Annotated in this window: 17 protein-coding genes and 1 tRNA gene; 8 read left to right on the top strand and 10 right to left on the bottom strand. The window is 66.7% G+C overall.

What is annotated here, in order from left to right; all coding sequences use genetic code 11:
- Positions 1-44: 44 nt before the first annotated feature.
- From sigE to QZ378_RS02205, 6 genes are all read right to left on the bottom strand, one after another.
- Positions 45-767: an RNA polymerase sporulation sigma factor SigE gene (sigE, locus tag QZ378_RS02230; RefSeq protein WP_191379426.1), complete on the bottom strand. Its 723-nt coding sequence runs from the start codon at positions 765-767 to the stop codon at positions 45-47.
- Between the two features lie 27 nt (positions 768-794).
- A complete protein-coding gene (locus QZ378_RS02225) occupies positions 795-1,652 on the bottom strand; it encodes a sigma-E processing peptidase SpoIIGA (RefSeq protein WP_291257167.1) in 858 nt (285 codons plus the stop codon).
- A gap of 134 nt (positions 1,653-1,786) precedes the next feature.
- A complete protein-coding gene (locus tag QZ378_RS02220) occupies positions 1,787-2,128 on the bottom strand; it encodes a DsrE family protein (protein ID WP_191379424.1) in 342 nt (113 codons plus the stop codon).
- A gap of 18 nt (positions 2,129-2,146) precedes the next feature.
- On the bottom strand, positions 2,147-3,019 hold the full coding sequence (locus QZ378_RS02215) for a radical SAM protein (RefSeq protein WP_291257166.1): 873 nt from the start codon (positions 3,017-3,019) through the stop codon (positions 2,147-2,149).
- Positions 3,016-4,074, bottom strand: a complete 1,059-nt coding sequence (gene hisC, locus QZ378_RS02210; protein WP_291257165.1) for a histidinol-phosphate transaminase — start codon at positions 4,072-4,074, stop codon at positions 3,016-3,018. The genes QZ378_RS02215 and hisC overlap by 4 nt, the downstream gene beginning before the upstream one ends.
- Positions 4,071-4,262: a DUF951 domain-containing protein gene (locus tag QZ378_RS02205; RefSeq protein ID WP_087236970.1), complete on the bottom strand. Its 192-nt coding sequence runs from the start codon at positions 4,260-4,262 to the stop codon at positions 4,071-4,073. Before QZ378_RS02205 ends, hisC begins: the two co-directional genes overlap by 4 nt.
- A gap of 171 nt (positions 4,263-4,433) precedes the next feature.
- Here QZ378_RS02205 and QZ378_RS02200 point away from each other — a divergent pair, with 171 nt between their 5' ends.
- Positions 4,434-5,366 carry a S1 RNA-binding domain-containing protein gene (locus QZ378_RS02200; protein ID WP_366935115.1) on the top strand — a complete coding sequence of 311 codons (933 nt, stop codon included), beginning with the start codon at positions 4,434-4,436 and terminating at the stop codon, positions 5,364-5,366.
- Positions 5,367-5,438: 72 nt separating this feature from the next.
- On the opposite strand, the gene QZ378_RS02195 is transcribed toward QZ378_RS02200, so the two are convergent.
- The gene (locus QZ378_RS02195) at positions 5,439-6,098 is read right to left on the bottom strand and encodes a hypothetical protein (RefSeq protein WP_191379421.1); all 660 of its coding nucleotides are present in this window, start codon (positions 6,096-6,098) and stop codon (positions 5,439-5,441) included.
- Between the two features lie 195 nt (positions 6,099-6,293).
- On the opposite strand from QZ378_RS02195, the gene QZ378_RS02190 reads away from it, so the two are divergent.
- From QZ378_RS02190 to QZ378_RS02180, 3 genes are all read left to right on the top strand, one after another.
- Positions 6,294-6,914, top strand: coding sequence for a TetR/AcrR family transcriptional regulator (locus QZ378_RS02190; RefSeq protein WP_191379420.1), 621 nt, complete (start codon positions 6,294-6,296; stop codon positions 6,912-6,914).
- A 105-nt stretch (positions 6,915-7,019) separates the two neighbouring features.
- Positions 7,020-8,789 carry an ABC transporter ATP-binding protein gene (locus QZ378_RS02185; RefSeq protein ID WP_291257163.1) on the top strand — a complete coding sequence of 590 codons (1,770 nt, stop codon included), beginning with the start codon at positions 7,020-7,022 and terminating at the stop codon, positions 8,787-8,789.
- Between the two features lie 4 nt (positions 8,790-8,793).
- Entirely contained in the window at positions 8,794-10,524 is a 1,731-nt protein-coding gene (locus QZ378_RS02180; RefSeq protein ID WP_291257162.1) for an ABC transporter ATP-binding protein, read from the top strand.
- A gap of 82 nt (positions 10,525-10,606) precedes the next feature.
- Here QZ378_RS02180 and QZ378_RS02175 read toward each other — a convergent pair whose 3' ends face one another.
- Together QZ378_RS02175 and QZ378_RS02170 are read right to left on the bottom strand one after the other, a co-directional pair.
- Positions 10,607-12,451, bottom strand: a complete 1,845-nt coding sequence (locus QZ378_RS02175; protein ID WP_291257161.1) for an ABC transporter ATP-binding protein — start codon at positions 12,449-12,451, stop codon at positions 10,607-10,609.
- Positions 12,417-14,180: an ABC transporter ATP-binding protein gene (locus tag QZ378_RS02170; RefSeq protein WP_291257160.1), complete on the bottom strand. Its 1,764-nt coding sequence runs from the start codon at positions 14,178-14,180 to the stop codon at positions 12,417-12,419. The genes QZ378_RS02175 and QZ378_RS02170 overlap by 35 nt, the downstream gene beginning before the upstream one ends.
- A 229-nt stretch (positions 14,181-14,409) precedes the next feature.
- Between QZ378_RS02170 and QZ378_RS02165 the strand changes: the two genes are divergently transcribed.
- The 3 genes from QZ378_RS02165 (at position 14,410) to QZ378_RS02155 (ending at position 15,817) form a co-directional block, all read left to right on the top strand.
- Positions 14,410-14,486, top strand: a tRNA-Arg gene (locus QZ378_RS02165).
- Positions 14,487-14,552: 66 nt separating this feature from the next.
- Positions 14,553-14,966 (top strand): hypothetical protein, encoded by a 414-nt coding sequence (locus tag QZ378_RS02160; RefSeq protein WP_191529145.1) that lies wholly within the window; start codon positions 14,553-14,555, stop codon positions 14,964-14,966.
- The gene (locus QZ378_RS02155) at positions 14,963-15,817 is read left to right on the top strand and encodes a DNA/RNA non-specific endonuclease (RefSeq protein ID WP_291257159.1); all 855 of its coding nucleotides are present in this window, start codon (positions 14,963-14,965) and stop codon (positions 15,815-15,817) included. The genes QZ378_RS02160 and QZ378_RS02155 overlap by 4 nt, the downstream gene beginning before the upstream one ends.
- 48 nt (positions 15,818-15,865) lie before the next feature.
- On the opposite strand, the gene QZ378_RS02150 is transcribed toward QZ378_RS02155, so the two are convergent.
- On the bottom strand, positions 15,866-16,444 hold the full coding sequence (locus QZ378_RS02150; protein WP_191379414.1) for a GNAT family N-acetyltransferase: 579 nt from the start codon (positions 16,442-16,444) through the stop codon (positions 15,866-15,868).
- A gap of 108 nt (positions 16,445-16,552) precedes the next feature.
- Between QZ378_RS02150 and QZ378_RS02145 the strand changes: the two genes are divergently transcribed.
- Positions 16,553-18,673 (top strand): ATP-dependent helicase, encoded by a 2,121-nt coding sequence (locus tag QZ378_RS02145; RefSeq protein ID WP_291257158.1) that lies wholly within the window; start codon positions 16,553-16,555, stop codon positions 18,671-18,673.
- The last annotated feature ends 206 nt before the right edge of the window (positions 18,674-18,879 follow it).

The following is an 18,879-nucleotide window of genomic DNA, read 5'->3' as shown; positions in this document are numbered from 1 at the left end:
ATGGGAATCGTAGCCCATTTCCAACCATTTGTCAACAGCGGGACTCACAGCATCTTCAGGATCTCCCGCTTCAGGCGGTTGATGATGCGCTTCTCCAGCCGGGAGATGTAGGACTGGGAGATACCCAGCTGGTCGGCCACCTCCTTCTGGGTGCGCTCGGGCCGGCCGTCCAGGCCGAAGCGCATGGTGATGATCCGCCGCTCCCGCTCCTCCAGCTTCTCCAGGGCGTCGGAGAGGAGCTGGCGATCCACGTCGGCCTCGATGGGCTTCATGACCACATCCCCCTCGGTGCCCAGGATGTCGGACAGGAGCAGCTCGTTGCCGTCCCAGTCGGTGTTCAGCGGCTCGTCAAAGGACACCTCGCTTTTCAGGTTGGCGGTCTTGCGCAGGTGCATGAGGATCTCGTTCTCAATGCACCGGGAGGCGTAGGTGGCCAGCTTGATGTTCTTGGCGGGCTGATAGGTGTTAATGGCCTTAATGAGCCCGATGGTGCCGATGGAGATCAGATCCTCGATGCCCACGCCGGTGTTCTCAAACCGGCGGGCGATGTACACCACCAGGCGGAGGTTGCGCTCGATGAGCTGGCCCTTCACCCCCTCGTCGCCCCCGTCCAGCCGGGCAATCAGCTCCGCCTCCTCGTCCTTGGAGAGAGGGGGCGGCAGGGTGTCGCTCCCCCCGATGTACATGATCTTGCCCGGCAGCTGGAGCCCCAGCCGGGCCAGCAGCCGTTGCACTCCAACGTACCACCGCAGTTTCCAGCTCTTCATATCCATACCCCCGCACTCCGTGTTTATTTATGTACCAATCAGCGCGCTGTAGCCGCCCCCGTCGGTGAGGGGGGTGGGCGACAGGGCCAGCAGCAGCTTGCCGTAGTCCTCCGTGCCCACCTTCGCCCCGTCCAGCCGCAGGGCCAGCAGCATGCCGCACTCCACCCCCACCGCCCGATAGGGCAGCAGGCGGCACCGCCCCTGCCACCCCTGGCGGCCCAGCCGCTCCAGGGCGTCCACCGGGCGGCGCAGCTCCTCCCCCGACGGGGCCTGCCCGGCGGGGAAAAGCCCGGCCACCTTCTCCCCCTCCGCCACCATCACCGGCCGGCCGGTGGCCGGGTCGGTGAGGGTGTTGCCCGTGTCCACCAGGGCGGTGAGGGCCACCCGCCGCCCCTCCAGGGTGAGCAGGACGGGCGCCAGCTCCCGCCGGGCGGCGGTGTGCCTGGCCGTCCGCTGGAGCACCAGGGTGATGAGCACGTAACACCCCGCCGCCGACAGGAGGATGAGCCGCAGATCCATGGCGGAGTACAGAATCCCGCTGCGCAGGGTGAGCCCCTGGCCGCCCAGCAGCTGGAGGGCGAAAATCCCGCCGCCGAAGGCGGCGGACACGGCGAAGAACACCAGCCCCACCCGCAGCAGGTGCCGGCTGCGGCCGTAGCCCGCCAGCAGGGATAGGACCGCCGCCGCCAGCTTGCACAGGGGGTGAAGGAGGAAGCCCATCCCCGGCAGGAAGGCGGCGGCGGCGTAGCCCGCGCCCACGGCGGCGCCCAGGGCCAGCCAGCCCCGGCGGAGCACCTCGCCGCACAGCCGTCCAGCGGCCAGCAGCAGCAGGTAGTCCACCACGAAGTTCAGCAGGAACAGCTCATCCAGATAGATCACCGTCATCCCGCTTCCCCCTCCCGGCCGGCCCGCCACGTCCCATTATAGAGGCCCCCGTCCACAAAAAAGGTCAGATCCGGGACAGGGTAAAAAAGAAGCTGGCAGGCATTTTGCCTGTCAGCTTCTTTTTGTGAGCTCCGTTAAACGGTGAGCAGGGGCGCCCTGGCTTTCAGCAGCTCGGTGAGGGGCGGGCCCCAGGAGATGACCTCCAGCCCCATGTCCCGCAGCTCCTCCTCCACGCCCAGCTCCCGGGCGCAGGTGATGCAGGCGGAGAACTTCACCCCCTGATCCATGGCCAGCTGGATGCGCTCTTTCACCCCGGCATCCCGGGCGGCCAGGCGGGCGGTCTCCCCCCAGAGGATCACCGTCACCCGCTCCCACCAGCCCCGCACCAGGCTGTTCACCGCATACATCATGACCATCTTGTCGAACACCACCGGGTCGGCGTTTGTCCACAGGATGTGCAGATGGTTGTCGTCCATGTTCCTCTTCCTTTCCTCTTACAGGCCCCGCCACTGCTCGGCCCGCACGCCCCGCTCCCCCGCCAGGGCCTGGTCGATCAGGGTCAGCAGCCGCCCCCTGTCCTCGGGCAGGCCGCCCTTCAACGGCAGGTAGTTGGAGGCGTGGTCGCTGGTGAAGTGGAGGGGATTGACCTCCAGGTGCTCCAGCAGCAGCCGGGTCTCCTCCAGGGCCTCCCGTGCAGTGAGGAGGCGGAACTCCCCCCGCTCCACCGCCCGGCCCAGCACGGTGCCCCGCTCGGGGATATAGGTCAGGGCGGACAGGTGGCGGGGCCCCATGGCGTTGACCATGGCCGCCGTGTCCAGGGCGTGGGCCCGGGAGGCCGCCCCCGGCCCGGCCAGGCCGATGAGCACCATCACCCACACATCAAAGCCGGCGGCCACCAGGCGGCGGCCCGCCTCCAGCATGCCCGCGGCGTCCACGCCCTTGCGCACCGCCTTCAGCACCGTGTCGCTGCCGCTCTCCACCCCCAGGTAAAGCCGGGCCAGCCCCGCCTCCCGCAGGGCCTTCAGCTCCCCGTCCGTCCTGGCCAGGGTGCTCACCGGCCCGGCGTAGGCGTTGACCCGCTCCAGAGAGGGGAAGGTCTCATAGAGCTTTTTCAGCACCGCCAGAAGATCGGCGGTATCCATGGCCACCGCGTCCCCGTCGCAGAGGAATACCCGGCTCACGTCCCCGCAGGCCGCCTTCGCCATGGCAATGTCCTCGAAGATCTCCTCCAGGGGGCGCACCCGGTAGCGCTTGTCCTTGTACATGCCGCAGAAGGTACAGGCGTTGTGGGAGCAGCCCACCGTGACCTGGAGCAGGTAGCTTTTCCACTCCCCCGGCGGGCGGTAGATGTTCCCCTCGTATCTCACGGCACCAGCTCCTCCAGGGCGCTCAGCAGGGCGTCCATCTCCCCGTCGGTGCCCACGGTGATGCGCAGGTGGTTGGAGATGCGGGGCCTGTCCCACCACCGCACCAGGATTCCCCGCGCCCGCAGGCCGTCCAGCAGGGTCTTGGCCGCCACCGCCGGATGGGAGGCAAAGAGGAAGTTGGCCGCCGAGTCCGCCACCTGGAAGCCCATGGCCCGCAGGGCCGCCGTTGTCCGCGCCCGGGTGGCCATAATTTTCTCCGCCGTCTGGCGCAGATAGTCCGGCTCCGACAGGGCCCCCGCCGCCCCGGCCAGGGCCAGCCGGTCCAGAGGGTAGGAGTTGAAGGAGTTCTTCACGCTGTGGAGGGCGGCGATCAGGTTCTCATCCGCCAGGGCATACCCCACCCGCAGGCCCGCCAGGGCGCGGGATTTGGACATGGTCTGCACCACCACCAGGTTGGGGTACGCCTTCACCAGCTCCACAGCGGAGGCGGCGCCGAAGTCCACATAGGCCTCGTCCACCAGCACCACCGCCCGGGGATTCCCCTCCAGCAGGGCGCGGACGGCGTCCAGGCCCACCGCCTGTCCGGTGGGGGCGTTGGGGTTGGCGATCACCACGCCGCCGTTCCCGCCCAGGAAGGGCTCCAGCGGGAGGGAGAAGTCGTCGTTCAGGGGCACCTCCCGGTAGTCCAGGCCGTACAGCTGGGCGAACACCGGGTAGAAGCTGTAGGTCACGTCGGGAAAGAGGATCTCCCGCCCCGGGTCAAAAAAGGCCTGGAAGCACAGGGCCAGCACCTCGTCGGAGCCGTTGCCCACAAACACGTTTTCCGGCCGCAGGCCGTAGGTCTCCGCCAGGGCCTGCCGCAGGGCGGCGCACTCCGGGTCTGGGTAGAGCCGCAGTGTCCCGTCCGCCGCCGCCCGGATGGCCGCCAGGGCCGCCGGCGAGGGCGGATAGGGGTTCTCGTTGGTGTTGAGCTTGATAAAGGTCTGGCCCTGGGGCTGCTCCCCCGGCACATAGGGGGTCAGGCTCCGGGCCCGCGCACTCCAAAATTCCTTCATTCCGTCCCCTCCTCCCGCAGAATCTTCCGGATGCTCTTTTCCGCCTTGCTCCGGGGCAGCATGACCTCGTGGCCGCAGCCCTCGCAGCGCAGGCGGAAGTCCATGCCCACCCGCAGCACCAGCCACCGCCGGCTGCCGCAGGGGTGCTCCTTTTTCAGTTCCAGTACATCGCCCACGTGAATGTCCACGCGCCGCGCCCCCTTCTCTCCGCGCGGCCGGGCCGCGCGCTTTATTTGTGTAAAGCATCAGATGTCTATATTATAAATTCCCGCTCCGCCCCTGTCAATTCAACCGGAGGGGGCGCATATAGTGGTTGGGTAAGAAAAAAGCGCCTGGAGCCGAGAAAGGATTTGGTCATATTGACGAGCCGCTATCCGCCCGAGGGGCGTCTGCTGCATACACCGGAAAACGAGGCCGCCTGCGCCTCCGCCGGCACACTCCGCCGGGCCATGGAGGAGAAAACCGTCCTGGAGGGGGTGGCCCAGCTGTGCGACGAGGGCCACAATCTGCTGGTGTCCGTGGGGCCCTTCACCGGGGTGATCCCCCGGGAGGAGGCCGCCCTGGGCATCGCCGAGGGCACCACCCGGGAGATCGCCATCCTCTCCCGGGTGGGCAGGCCGGTCTGCTTCACCGTGGAGGGGCTGGAGGAGGCAGACGGCGCCCTCCGCCCCCGGCTCTCCCGCCGCCGGGCCCAGCGGGCCGCCCTGGACGCCATGCTGGCCGGGCTGCGCCCCGGCATGATCATCCCCGCCGTGGTCACCCACCTGGAGCCCTTCGGCGCCTTTGTGGACATCGGCTGCGGCGTGCCCTCCCTGATCGGCATTGAGAACATCTCGGTCTCCCGCATCCCCCACCCGGGCCAGCGGTTCCGGGTGGGGCAGGCCGCCTATGCCGCGGTGCTGGATCTGGATCCCCGGGCGGAGCGCATCTACCTGACCCACCGGGAGCTGCTGGGCACCTGGGCGGAGAACGCCGCCCGGTTCCAGCCGGGCATGACGGTGCCGGGCATCGTCCGGGGCGTCAAGGACTACGGGGCCTTTGTAGAGCTCACCCCCAACCTGTCCGGCCTGGCGGAGCGGAAGGCGGGCCTGGCCGAGGGGCAGCGGGTTTCCGTGTACATCAAGGCCATCCTGCCCGAGCGGATGAAGATCAAGCTGCTGGCCATCGACACCCTGCCGCCTCTGGAGGGCCCCGCCCCGCTGGAGTATTTTATCACCCAGGGCCGGCTGGAGAAGTGGAAGTACGCCCCGCCGGGCTGCGTCAAGGTAGGGGCGGAGACCGTCTTTTCCTGAAAAGCCAGGGAGGGCGCGGATATTCCGCGCCCTCTCCTTCCTTTTTCAGGGCCTCCTGCCCCCAGACCGCCGCTACAGAAGGGCGGCCTCCACCTCCGCCCCGGGCGCCAGCACCTGGGCATAGCGGGTCAGGCACTCCATGGCGTCAGTGATCACCGCCCCGGACAGGCCCGGCGTACCGAACACCGGGTAGAATACGCGCCTGCTCTCCGGGCGGGCACAGGTTCTGGCGTCCGCCCCGGCGATCTCGCTGAAGATGATCCCCTCCCCATCCCGGCCGCAGAAGTCCCCCGGGTAGGTGTGGACCTCCTCCCCGCGCAGTCCGGGGAAGGGCTCCTTTTCCGTCCCCAGAAAGAGCTCCACCGGCCCGGCCAGCCGGTCGATATCGTGGGTGCCCGACAGGATCTGGGTCGTCAGCTCCAGCAGGAAGGCCACTCCCGTCACCGGATTTTCCCTGGGAAATGGCCGGCCCTTGAAGAGGACCGACTCCATCTGGAGCATCACCGGATAGGTCTTCTTGAATTTTTTGAAGAAGCGGTAATAGGGATTCTCCCCGAACGCCTCCTTGCGGTCATAATCGGAAAAGCGCCGGCCCAGGGCGGCCAGCTCCTCCTCCGCCAGCGCCCAGAAGTCCGCCTCCCGCCACTGTTCCCGGGCAGGATAGTGTACCTCCACCAGCCCGAAGGGGATGTCCTGTTCCGCCAGTGCCTGGTCTCTTGTCACCTGGATCATTTTCCACGCCTCCCTCGGCGCCCTGCCTTCGGCAGGGCTTTTTCCTTATGATAGCCGCATTTTACCGGCCGGTCAAGTGCAGAACAGGATGCATAAAATTTTTCATCGCCCCAGACTGCCTTCTCCTTGACAGGTACTGTGCGGCGCGCTATAATATAACAGTGTTATATAGCATCGTTATACGGAGGGATACCTGTGTCCGAGCAGACACTGTCCACCCTGGAACGTATTCATCAGGCCGCCCGGGCGGAATTTCGGGAGAAGGGCTTCCCCTCTGCCTCCCTGCGGAGCATCGTCAAATCCCTGGGCATGACCACCGGCGCCTTCTACGGCTACTACCCCAGCAAGGAGGCGCTGTATGAGGCCCTGGTGGGCCCCCACTACAACTATCTGATCCGCCGCTTCCGGCAGGCCCAGAGTGAGTTTGCCCACCTCCCCCACCACCGGCAGCCGGACGAGCTGGGCAGCTTCTCCGGCGGCTGCATGTTCGACATGCTCCACTACGCCTATGACCATCTGGAGGAGTGCCAGCTGCTGCTGACCGCCTCGGAGGGCACCCGCTTTGCCGGGCTGGTGGACGAGATGGTGGAAATCGAGGTTACGGCCACCCACGACTACATGGCCGTCCTGGGGGAGCTGGGCCGCCCCGCCCCCTGCCTGGATCCCCGGCTGGAGCACATCCTGATCACGGGCATGTTCCGCACCTTCTTTGAGCTGATCCTCCACGCCATGCCCCTGGAGGAGGCGGAAAACTACCTGCGGCAGATGCGGGCCTTCTATACTGCCGGCTGGCTGGAGGTCATGGGCCAGTCGTAGGGCGGCATGAACCCCGAAAAAGCGAGGGACACAACCTGTCCCTTTCTTTTTAAACGATAGTTAGTTTATGCTAACTATCGAGCACACGGAAAAGGAGGAATTGCATTGAAGAAACCATCCAATCTGTCGCGGCTCCTGGACTACGCCGGCGGGCACAGATACCTGACCTACGCGTCCTGGGTGCTGTCGGCGGCCAGCGCCCTGCTGGCCCTGATCCCCTACTGGTACATCTGGCGCCTCATGGGGGAGGTGCTGGCCGCCGCCCCGGACTTCTCCCGGGCCCGGGGCCTGGCCCATAACGGCTGGATGGCGGTGCTGTTCGCGGTGCTCGCCGTGCTGGTGTACATCGCGGCGCTCATGTGCTCCCACATGGGGGCCTTCCGCATCGCCAGCAGCCTGCGCATCGAGGCCATGCGCCACATCGTGACCCTGCCCCTGGGGGCGGCGGAGCAGTTCGGCAGCGGCCGCCTGCGCAAGATCGTCAACGAGTCCAGCGCCGCCACCGAGACCTACCTGGCCCACCAGCTCCCCGACCGGGCGGGGGCCATCGCCACCCCCATCGGCCTGCTGGTGCTGCTGCTGGTGTTCGACTGGCGGCTGGGCCTGCTGAGCCTGGCCCCCGTGGCTCTGGGCTTCCTCATTATGATGGCTATGACCGGGCCCCGGATGCAGCAGAAGATGAAGGAGTACCAAGACGCCCTGGACGACATGTCCAACGAGGCGGTGGAGTACGTCCGGGGTATCCCGGTGGTCAAGACCTTCGGCCAGACCATCTTCTCCTTCAAGAAGTTCAAGGACTCCATCGACCGCTACAAGGTGTGGGTGATCGCCTACACCAAGCAGCTGCGCCTGCCCATGATGTGCTACACCGCCGCCATCAACGGGGTGTTCGCCTTCCTGACCGCCGGGGCGCTGGTGCTCACCCGGAACGGGGTCACCAGCCAGTTCCTGCTCAACCTGATTTTCTACATCATCATCACGCCGGTGATCTCCGTCACCCTCACCCGCATCATGTTCCAGAGCGAAAACGCCATGATCGTGGACGACGCCCTCCAGCGCATCGACAGTGTGCTTAACCTGGCTCCCCTGCCCGAGCCCGCCCGCCCCCGGGAGCCCCGGGACGGCTCCGTGGAGCTGAGCGACGTGTGCTTCCGCTATGGCGGCGGACCGGAGGTGCTCAGGCACGTCACCCTCTCCATCCCCACCGGTACCACGGCGGCCTTTGTGGGCCCCTCCGGCGGCGGCAAGACCACCCTGGCCCAGCTGATCGCCCGCTTCTTCGACCCCCAGGGCGGCGTAATCCGCATCGGCGGCGTGGACGTGCGGGACATCGCCAAGGAGACGCTGATGGACACAGTGTCCTTCGTGTTCCAGGACAGCAGGCTCATCAAGGCCTCCATCCTGGACAACGTGCGGCTGGGGCGGCCGGAGGCCACCCGGGAGGAGGTGCTGGCCGCCCTTCGCAGCGCCCAGTGCGGCGACATCCTGGAAAAGCTGCCCCAGGGGGTGGACACGGTGATCGGCAGCAGGGGGGTGTACCTCTCCGGCGGGGAGCAGCAGCGCATCGCCATCGCCCGGGTGATGCTGAAAAACACCCCGGTGATCATCCTGGACGAGGCCACCGCCTTCGCTGATCCCGACAACGAGGCCAGGGTGCAGGCCGCCTTCGCCCGCCTGGCCGAGGGCAAAACCGTGCTGATGATCGCCCACCGCCTGTCCACCGTCGCCCATGTGGATCAGATCTTTGTGGTGGAGGAGGGCCGCATCGCCGAGCACGGCTCCTATGACCAGCTGCTGGCCCGGGACGGCCTCTTCCGCCGCCTGTGGGACAACTACCAGACCTCCACCCAGTGGAAGGTCGCCAAGGAGGGATGAAACCGTGATTCAGAAGCTGCAGCGGAAATACGCCCTGTCCGAGCAGGGCGCCAGGGATCTCATCAAGGGCTGCATCGCCTGCGTGCTGCAAAACCTCTCCTTTCTGTTCCCGGTGGGGCTGCTCTATCTGCTGGTGGGGGAGCTGCTGGGCGGCGGGGTGGCCGCCGGGCGGGTTCCCTTTTACATTGCGGGGTGCGCGGCCTGCGTGGGGCTGATCTTTTTGACCACCTGGCTCCAGTACAACGCCACCTATCTGGCCACCTATGTGGAGAGCGGCGTGCGCCGCATCACCCTGGCCGAGCGGCTGCGGAAGCTCCCCCTGTCCTTCTTCGGCAAGAAGGATCTGGCGGATCTCACCAGCACCATCATGGCCGACTGCACCTTCCTGGAGCAGAGCTTCTCCCACTTTGTCCCCGAGTTGGCCGGGGCCATCTGCTCCACCACCCTGGTGGCTGCGGGGCTGTTCTGCATCGACTGGCGCATGGCCCTGGCGGCCCTGTGGGTGCTGCCCGTGTCCTTCGCCATCGTGGCCGGCTCCGCCAGGGTGCAGGAGAAGCTGAACCAGAAGACCATGGACGCCAGGATGGCCTGCGCCGACGGCATTCAGGAGTGCATCGAGACAGTGCGGGATCTCCGCTCCAACAACGCCGAGGGGGCCTACCTGGCGGGGCTGGAGGAGAAGATCCGGGCGGTGGAGCGGCGGAGCATCGTCAACGAGTTCGGCCTGGCCGCCTTTGTGGTGTCCGCCTCCCTGATCCTCAAGCTGGGCATTGCCACGGTGGCCCTGACGGGCTCCCTCCTGCTGGTGCAGGGCGGCCTGAACGTGCTCACCTTCTTCCTGTTCCTGCTGGTGGTCTCCCGGCTGTACGACCCCCTCCAGGGCGCCTTACAGAACCTGGCCGCCGTGGTCAGCACCCGCACCAACGTGGCCCGGATGAACGAGATCCTGGATCACCCGGTGCAACAGGGCTCGGACACCCTCACCAACCGGGGCTGCGACATCACCTTCGACCACGTGGGCTTCTCCTACAACACCGGGGAGACGGTGCTGAAGGACGTGTCCTTCACCGCGAAGCAGGGGGAGGTCACCGCCCTGGTGGGCCCCTCCGGCGGGGGCAAGACCACCGTGTCCCGGCTGGCCGCCCGGTTCTGGGATGCCGACCGGGGGAGGATCACCGTAGGGGGCATGGACGTGTCCAAGGCCGACCCGGAGGCCCTGCTCTCCCTCTACTCCATCGTGTTCCAGGACGTGACCCTCTTTGACAACACCATCCTGGAGAACATCCGCATCGGCCGGAAGGACGCCACCGACGCCGAGTGCATCGCCGCCGCCCGCCTGGCCAATGTGGACGAGTTTGCCGAGAAGCTGCCCGGCGGGTGGAACACCGAGATCGGGGAGAACGGCTGCCAGCTCTCCGGCGGTGAGCGGCAGCGCATCTCCATCGCCCGGGCCTTTCTGAAAAACGCCCCCATCATCCTGCTGGATGAGGCTACCGCCTCCCTGGACGTGGAAAACGAGTCCCTGATCCAGGGCGCCCTGTCCCGGCTCATCCGGGACAAGACGGTGCTGGTGATCGCCCACCGCATGCGCACAGTGGCCGGGGCGGACAAGATCGTGGTACTGGACCGCGGTGTGGCGGCGGAGCAGGGCCCCCCCGCCGAGCTGATGAAGCAGGGCGGCATCTACGCTCATATGGTGCGCACCCAGGCCGAGAGCCAGCGCTGGGCCCTGTGACGCCGCGCCCCCGGCTTTCCCCGGGAAACAGACAATCCCGGCCCCGGAACTGAGTTCCGGGGCCGGGTAGGCTTTTCGGAGGTCAGCTCAGCTCGAACATGCCGTTGTAGAGCTGGTAGTACTCGCCCTGCTGGGCCAGCAGGGCCTCGTGGCTGCCCCGCTCCACCACCTGGCCGTGCTCCAGCACCAGAATGGCGTCGGCGTTGCGCACGGTGGACAGCCGGTGGGCGATGACGAACACGGTTCGCCCCTCCATCAGCTGATCCATGCCCTTCTCAATGAGGGCCTCGGTGCGGGTGTCGATGGAGGAGGTGGCCTCGTCCAGGATCAGCACCGGCGGATCGGCCACGGCGGCCCGGGCGATGGCCAGCAGCTGCCGCTGGCCCTGGGACAGGTTGGCGCCGTCGGCGGTCACCGGGGTGTCGTACCCCTGGGGCAGGCGGCGGATGAAGGAGTCGGCGTTGGCGATGCGGGCGGCCCGCTCAACCTCCTCCCGGGTGGCGTCCAGCTTGCCGAAGCGGATGTTGTCCGCGATGGTGCCGGTGAACAGGTGGGTGTCCTGGAGGACAATGCCCAGGGAGCGGCGGAGATCGTCCTTTTTGATGTCCCGCACGTCGATGCCGTCGTAGATCACCCGGCCCCCCTGCACGTCGTAGAAGCGGTTGATCAGGTTGGTGATGGTGGTCTTGCCCGCGCCGGTGGAGCCCACGAAGGCGATCTTCTGCCCCGGCTCGGCGTAGAGGCTGATGTCCCTGAGAATGGGGTGCCCGGCCTCGTAGCCGAAGTCCACGTGCTCAAAGCGCACATCCCCCCGCAGGGGCGTCAGGGAGCCGTCCGGCTTCTGCCAGGCCCAGCAGCCCGTCTTTTCCGGGCAGGCAGACAGGCGGCCGCCGGTCTCCTTCACGTTGACCAGGACGGTTCTGCCCTCGTCCACCTCGCTGTCCTGGTCCATGACCTGGAAGACCCGCTCCGCGCCGGCCAGGGCGGCCAGCAGGAAGTTGGTCTGCTGGGTGAACTGGTTGATGGGCATGGTGGCCTGGCGCACAAAGACCAGATAGCTGGCCAGGCTGCCCACGTCGGTGGTGCCGTTGATGGCCATGATGCCGCCCAGCACCGCCACAATGGCGTAGTTGAGATAGGAGATGGTGACCACCGCGGGCACCATGGTTGCCGCATAGCTCTGGGCCCCGGTGCCCGCCCGGCGCAGGGCCTCGTTTTTCTCCCGGAACTGCTCCAGGCTGGCCCCCTCGTGGTTGAACACCTTCACCACCTTCTGGCCGGCCATCATCTCCTCAATGTAGCCGTCCAGCTCACCCAGGGCGACCTGCTGCCTGGTGTAGTATTTCTTGCTCCGCTTCCCGCTGAAGCGGATGTAGCAGAACATGACCACATAGCAGGCCGCCACCACCAGGGACAGCCGCCAGTTGAGGATAAACAGGATGGCCAGGGTGCCCACCACCTGAATGAAGGTCTGGATCACCATGGCGAAGCTGTTGTTCAGCGCGTCGGAAATGGTGTCCACGTCGTTGGTGAAGTAGCTCATCACGTCGCCGTGGCGGTGGGAGTCGAAGAACTGGAGGGGCAGGGTCTGGAGGTGGGCGAAGAGATCCCGCCGGATGTCCCGCAGGACCTTCTGGGCGGCCCGCACCATGATCTGGGTGTAGCCGTAGGAGGACAGGACCCCCAGGGCGTAGATGCCCGCCGTCACCGCCACGCCGGCCACCAGGTCGGAAAAGGCCCCGGCGGTCAGGGAGTTGACCACCGGCCGGATCATATAGGTCCCCAGCAGATTGGCCAGGGCGCTGATGGTGACCAGCACCGCCACCGCCAGCAGGAGGAGCTTGTGCCGCCCCAGATAGGACAGGAGGGTGCGCAGGGTATACCGCAGGTTTTTAGGCTTTTTTGCACTGAGCTGCCGGGCCGCCATGGGCATCCCCTCCTTTCATCTGAGACGCGTAGATCTCCTGGTAGATCGGGTCGGAGGCCAGCAGGCTCTCGTGGGTGCCCACGGCGTGGACCCGCCCGTCCTCCAGGATGATGATCTGGTCGGTGTTCATCACCGAGGTGATCCGCTGGGCGATGATCAGCTTGGTCACGCCGGGCAGGGCCGTCAGGGCGGCCCGGATCCTGGCCTCGGTGGCGGTGTCCACCGCGCTGGTGGAGTCGTCAAAGATGAGCACCTTGGGGCGCTTGAGCAGGGTGCGGGCGATGCACAGCCGCTGCTTCTGCCCGCCGGAGACGTTGACGCCCCCCTGCCCCAGGTCGGTGTCCAGGCCCCTGGGCATCCGCTCCAGAAACTCGTCGGCGCAGGCCGCTTTGCAGGCCGCCCACAGCTCCTGGTCCGTGGCGTCTGGGCTGCCCCACTTCAGATTCTCCCGCACAGTGCCGGAGAAGAGCACATTCTTCTGGAGCACGATGCCCACCGCGTCCCGCAGGGCGTGGAGCTCGTACTCACGCACATCCCGGCCGGCCACCTTGACGGCCCCCTCGGTGGCGTCGTACAGGCGGGGAATGAGCTGCACCAGGGTGGTCTTGGCCGAGCCGGTGCCTCCCAGTATGCCCACCGTCTGCCCCGCCGGAATGTGGAGGGTGACGCCGGAGAGGGCGTACTCCTTCGCCCCGGCGTGGTATTTGAAGGAGACGTTTTCAAAGTCGATGCCGCCGTCGGGCACCTCCGCCGCGCCGTTTTCCGGGGAGGTGAGCACGATCTCCTCGTCCAGCACCTCCACAATGCGCCGGGCGCTGGCCAGGGAGCGGGTGAGCAGCAGGAACACGTTGGAGAGCATCATCAGAGAGTTCATCACCTGGAGCACATAGCTGAGCACGCCGGTGAGATCCCCCACCTGGAGGCTGCCGCCCAGGATCATATTGCCGCCGAACCACATGAACAGCACGGTGGAGGTGTACATCACCAACTGAAAGGCGGGCAGGTTGAGCACCGCGTAGTGGAAGGTCTTCTGGCTGGCGGCGGCCAGCTCCTCGTTGACGGCGGCGAACTTCTCGTTCTCAGACTCCCCGCGGACAAAGGCCTTTACCGCCCGGATGGCGGTGAGCCCCTCCTGCACCACGTTGTTGAGCCGGTCCACCGCCTTCTGGAGCGGGGCGTACATGGGCCCCACCTTGCGCACGATGCAGAACAGGATCACAGCCAGGATGGGGGTGCACACCAGAAAGACCAGGGCCAGACGGGCGTTCATCCACACGGACAGGCCCACGCCCATCACCAGCAGCACCGGCGCCCGGGCCAGGGGGCGCAGGCCGCCGTTGACGGCGTTCTGAATCACCGTCACGTCGGTGGTCATCCGGGTGACCAGGGAGGAGGTCTCAAAGTGGTCCAGGTTGGAGAAGGCGTAATCCTGCACCCGCGCAAACTGGGCCTCCCGGATGCGGGCTCCCCAGCCGTAGGCCGCCCGGGCGGCGAACCGGGCGTACAGCAGGCCGGTAGCCAGGGCCAGAATGGCGCAGATGCCCATCTGCACCCCCTTGTGCAGGATGAAGACCACGTCCCGATTGGCCACGCCCACATCGATGATATCCGACATCAGCACGGGGATGAAGAGCTCAAAAGCGCTCTCCACCAGCACCAGCAGCGCCCCCAGCGCCATATCCCGCCGGTATGGACCCAGGTAGCCCAGCAGCCGCTTAAAATCCCTCACTGCGGCATCCCTCCTTTTCCCGTTTCCTGCCCCGCCGCACCGCGCCGCCCGGTCAGCAGTGATTGTCCTTATTATAAAACAGCCGGCGGGATTGTCAACCGGCGGCTGCGGTGCCGCCGGTGGGCTGACGAAAAAATTTCAAAAAATTTCGAATTTGCTCTTGCATTTTGTCGGCGGCTGTGATAATATAATTGAGCCGTCATTGAGGCGGTTCCGTTTGAACGGATATGCGGCTGTAGCTCAGCTGGATAGAGTGTTTGGCTACGAACCAAAAGGTCGGGGGTTCGAATCCCTTCAGCCGTACCAAAAAGGCAACTGCTTCGGCAGTTGCCTTTTTGTTTCCACTCATCTTTAGACGCGGGAGGTGCCGGGATGATTCCCATCGTATGCGTGGACGACAGCTGGGGCATGGCCTTCGGCGGCCGGCGGCAGAGCCGGGACCGGGAGGTGAGCACCCGCATGCTGGCGGACGCGGCGGGGCGGGCGCTGTGGTGCGCGCCATCCTCCCTGGCCCTGTTCGGCCCCGGGGCGGAGGCCCGGCTGACGGCGGCGGAGGACTTTCTGAACCGGGCGGGCCCGGGGGAGTTCTGCTTCGTGGAGGACCGCCCCCTGCTCCACTGGCTGGAGCGGATGGAGGGGCTGGTGCTCTACCGCTGGAACCGGCGCTACCCTGCCGATGTGTATCTGGACATACGGCCGGAGCCGCCGGGGTGGCGGCTGGTCAGCCGGGAGGAGTTCTCCGGCAGTTCCCACCCCCGCATAACCAAGGAGGTCTACCAACGATGAAACGAGTCCTGCCTCTGCTGTTCCTGTTCGTCCTGCTCCTCACCGGGTGTTATGATGAGGAGGCCGCAGTTCCCGCCGTCAGCCTGGATGAACTCCCCGCCTATGCCGGAGAGCCCTATGTGACCGTCAACGCCAACCAGCCCTTCTTCGAGGAAACGGACTACACCACCGAGGCCTTTGAGACCTACAGTGAGCTGGACGATCTGGGCCGCTGCGGCCCGGCCTGGGCCTGCGTGGGGACGGAGCTGATGCCCACCGAGGACCGGGAGAGCATCAGCTCGGTGACCCCCTCCGGCTGGATCAATGTGGAGTACGACGGCCAGTACCTCTATAACCGCTGCCACCTGATCGGCTTCCAGCTCACCGGCGAGAACGCCAACGAGCGCAACCTGATCACCGGCACCCGGTACATGAACGTGGACGGCATGCTGCCCTTTGAGAACCTGGTGGCCGACTACGTGAAGGAGACGGACAATCACGTGCTCTACCGGGTGACCCCCATCTTTGAGGGGGACAATCTGGTGGCCGGCGGCGTGCTGATGGAGGCCCTCAGCATAGAGGACGACGGGGAGGGCGTGTGCTTCAACGTGTACGTCTACAACGTCCAGCCCGGCATCGCCATCGACTACGCCACCGGGGAGAGCTGGGCCGAGGGCGAGACTGCCCCGGCGGAGGACACCCAGACCCCGGCGGAGACCACCTACATCCTGAACACCAGCAGCAAAAAGTTCCACCTGCCAGACTGCTCCGGCGTGGCCAGCATGAACCCGGCCAACCAGCAGACCTATGTGGGCAGCCGGGAGGCCCTGCTGGACGAGGGCTACTCCCCCTGCGGCCAGTGCAACCCCTAAAAAGAGGCCCCGCTAGGGCGGCAGCTGCCGCCCCGGCGGGGCTCCGCGCTATACCCAGTGGCAGGGCCAGCGGTTCCAGTAGCCCGGGTAGTCGGGCCATGGGCCGTTGAGCTCCATCTGGTACATCCGGAAGGTGACCCAGCGGTTTTTGGGCTGCCACAGCTCCCGGTAGGAGTAGCGGTAGGTCATACCGATGCGGGCCATCACCGCGCCGCTCCGGGGGTTGTCCGCGTCGTGGGTGGCGGTGATGAAGGGGACGCCGCCGGACCGCAGACAATTCACCGCCGCGGCGGCGGCCTCCGCGGCGTAGCCGTGCCCCCAGGCCTCCCGGGCCAGGGCGTAGCCCAGGTCATGAGCCTCCCCGTCGTCCACGTGGACATAGCCGATGGGGCGGTCCGTCTCCCGCAGGCAGACCGCCCAGCGGAAGCCCACAGGGCGCTGGTAGTAGTCCAGATAATGGCTTTGCAGATAGCCGGCTGCCGCCGCCTCCGTCTCCAGCGGAAACCAGGGCAGAAAGGTGTTGACCGCCCGGTCGGCCATCAGGCGGAACAGCGGCTCCAGATCTGCCGGGGTGAAGCGGCGCAGCACCAGCCGCTCCGTCTCCAGCCGGGGTGTGTTGCACTCCATGGCGCTCCCTCCTCCCCCACAGTATAGCAGAAAAGCGGCTGCCGCGCACCCCTCCGCCTCCAATGGGCGGGGGCGGGGCGGCCGTACGCGGCGAAAGTGAGGCTCCCCATGACCTACCCAGAGTTCAAAGCCAAATACGGCCTGCACCCCGATCCCCAGCAGGAGGCGGCCATCCTCTCCGACGCGGGGGCCACCCTGCTGCTGGCGGTGCCGGGCAGCGGAAAGACCACCACCCTGGTGACCCGGCTGGGCTATCTGATCCACTGCCGGGGGGTGGATCCCCGGCAGCTGCTCACCGTCACCTACACCGTGGCCGCCGCCGGGGACATGAAGCGCCGCTTCATCTCCCTCTTCGGGGAGGAGCATGCGGAGGAGCTGTCCTTCCGCACCATCAACGGCCTGTGCCAGTCCATTGTCTCCCGCTACGCCCGGCTGCGGGGCGTGGAGCCCTTCGCCCTGTGGAGCAGCGAGGGGGAGCTGAATGCCCTGGTGCGCTGGCTGATGCAGGCCAACGGGGCGGAGTGGCCGGGGGAGCAGGAGGTGAAGGAGGTGCGGGGGCAGATCACCTGCTGCAAGAACGGCATGCTGCGGGACGAGGAGATCCGGGCCATCCGGATGGACGGGGTGGACTTCCCGGCGGTGTACTTCGGCTACCGGGCCTATCTGGAGGAGCACCGCCGCATGGACTACGACGACCAGCTGGTGTTCGCCTGGCGGGCCCTGCGGAGGTACCCGGAGCTGCTGGCCTGGTATCAGCGCCGTTTTCCCTGTCTCAGCGTGGACGAGGCCCAGGACACCTCCAAGATTCAGCACGCCATCCTCAACCTGCTGGCGGCGGGGGGCCGCAGCCTGTTCCTGGTGGGGGACGAGGATCAGAGCATCTACGGCTTCCGGGCGGCCTGGCCCCAGGCCCTGCTGGACTTCCAGAAGCTCTACCCGGAGGGGCGTGTGCTGCTGATGGAGACCAACTACCGCTCCGCCGGCTCCATTGTGGAGAAGGCGGATTCCTTCATCCAGCGCAACGGCAGCCGCCACGCCAAGCACATGCGCCCCAGCCGCCCCCAGGGGGAGGCGGTGCGCCACGTCCAGCTGGAGGACTACGGGCAGCAGGCCCACTATCTGGCCCAGGCGGCGGAGGACTGCACAGTCCCCACCGCGGTGCTCTACCGCAACAACGACAGCGCCCTGCCCCTCATCGACCTGCTGGAGCGGCGGGGCATCCCCTACGCCTGCCGCCAGCGGGAAGGCTTCTTCTTCACCAGCCCGGCGGTGCGGGATCTCACCGACGTGCTCCTCCTGGCCCTGGATCCCACCGACCGGGAGCGGTTTCTGCGGGTGTACTACAAGCTGGAGGTGCGCATCAAGCGGAACGTCCTCCAGGACAGGCTCCGCCGGGTGCCGGAGGGGGTGCCGGTGCTGGACGCCCTGATCGACGGCGGCGGCATCGAGCCCTGGCAGGTTGGACGGCTCAAGGCCCTGCGCACCCACCTGTCCAAGCTGCCCCAGCTGTCCAGCTTCGCCGCCCTCCAGCGGATTGTCAAATACATGGGCTACGGGGACTACCTGTCCAGCCAGGGCGGCGACCGCAGCCGGGTGGACATCCTGCTGGCCCTGGCCCGGCAGGAGCCGGGGGTGGAGGGGCTGCTCCGCCGGCTGGACACCCTGCGGGAGACGGTGGAGACGGGAAACAGCTCCGGCTGCCCCTTCGTCCTGTCCACCATCCACGCCAGCAAGGGCCTGGAGTACGAGCGGGTGTTCCTCATCGACGTGGTGGACGGCATCTTCCCCTCGGTGAACCCCCGGAAGGGCAATGATCTGTCCCCGGAGGAGCAGCGCACCCTGGAGGAGGAGCGGCGGCTCTTCTACGTGGGTGCCACCCGGGCGAAGAAGCGGCTCACCCTGCTCACCTGCGTCAACCGCTTCGGGGAGCCTTCCCCACCCTCCACCTTTGTGGAGCAGTTCCTAGGCCTGCCCGCCTGGAGCAGCCAGAAGCCCAAAGAGGCGGCCGCCCCCCGGAAGGAGCCCTCCGCCGCCGCAGTGGCCGCCTGGGAGAAGGACTACCTGCCCGGCACGGTGGTGGTGCACCGCTCCTTCGGCCCCGGGGTGGTGGAGAGCCGGGCCGGCTCCCTGGCGGTGATCGATTTCGGAGAGGCGGGTGTGCGCAAGGTGGAGCTCGCCGCCTGCCTGCGGCGCAGGCTGATCCGCCTGGCCTCCAGCCCCGGGTTCTGAGGCCGGGCGCCTCTCCCCTCCCCTGCCTCGCTGAATTTCAGGGCGTTGGGACTTGACAACGCCCCTCCGGTATAGTATTATAAAAATTGCCGCTTTGGGCCGAAGCCCCCGGCGGTCGGACGCTGGAATAGCTCAGTCGGTAGAGCAGCTGATTCGTAATCAGCAGGTCGAAGTAGACTGCAAAGCCCGCAAAACCGCATGAAGTT

The sequence above is a fragment of the Flavonifractor sp. genome (assembly GCF_019422385.1).
Taxonomy (GTDB): domain Bacteria; phylum Bacillota; class Clostridia; order Oscillospirales; family Oscillospiraceae; genus Flavonifractor; species Flavonifractor avistercoris.
This window is presented reverse-complemented; position numbering and strand designations above follow the sequence as displayed.

Excerpts from the sequence above, each read along its gene's own strand:
- sigE (WP_191379426.1), bottom strand. The coding sequence starts at position 767 with ATGAAGAGCTGGAAACTGCGGTGGTACGTTGGAGTGCAACGGCTGCTG.
- QZ378_RS02225 (WP_291257167.1), bottom strand. The coding sequence starts at position 1,652 with ATGACGGTGATCTATCTGGATGAGCTGTTCCTGCTGAACTTCGTGGTG.
- QZ378_RS02220 (WP_191379424.1), bottom strand. The coding sequence starts at position 2,128 with ATGGACGACAACCATCTGCACATCCTGTGGACAAACGCCGACCCGGTG.
- hisC (WP_291257165.1), bottom strand. The coding sequence starts at position 4,074 with ATGAAGGAATTTTGGAGTGCGCGGGCCCGGAGCCTGACCCCCTATGTG.
- QZ378_RS02195 (WP_191379421.1), bottom strand. The coding sequence starts at position 6,098 with ATGATCCAGGTGACAAGAGACCAGGCACTGGCGGAACAGGACATCCCC.
- QZ378_RS02175 (WP_291257161.1), bottom strand. The coding sequence starts at position 12,451 with ATGGCGGCCCGGCAGCTCAGTGCAAAAAAGCCTAAAAACCTGCGGTAT.
- QZ378_RS02160 (WP_191529145.1), top strand. The coding sequence starts at position 14,553 with ATGATTCCCATCGTATGCGTGGACGACAGCTGGGGCATGGCCTTCGGC.
- QZ378_RS02155 (WP_291257159.1), top strand. The coding sequence starts at position 14,963 with ATGAAACGAGTCCTGCCTCTGCTGTTCCTGTTCGTCCTGCTCCTCACC.
- QZ378_RS02150 (WP_191379414.1), bottom strand. The coding sequence starts at position 16,444 with ATGGAGTGCAACACACCCCGGCTGGAGACGGAGCGGCTGGTGCTGCGC.
- QZ378_RS02145 (WP_291257158.1), top strand. The coding sequence starts at position 16,553 with ATGACCTACCCAGAGTTCAAAGCCAAATACGGCCTGCACCCCGATCCC.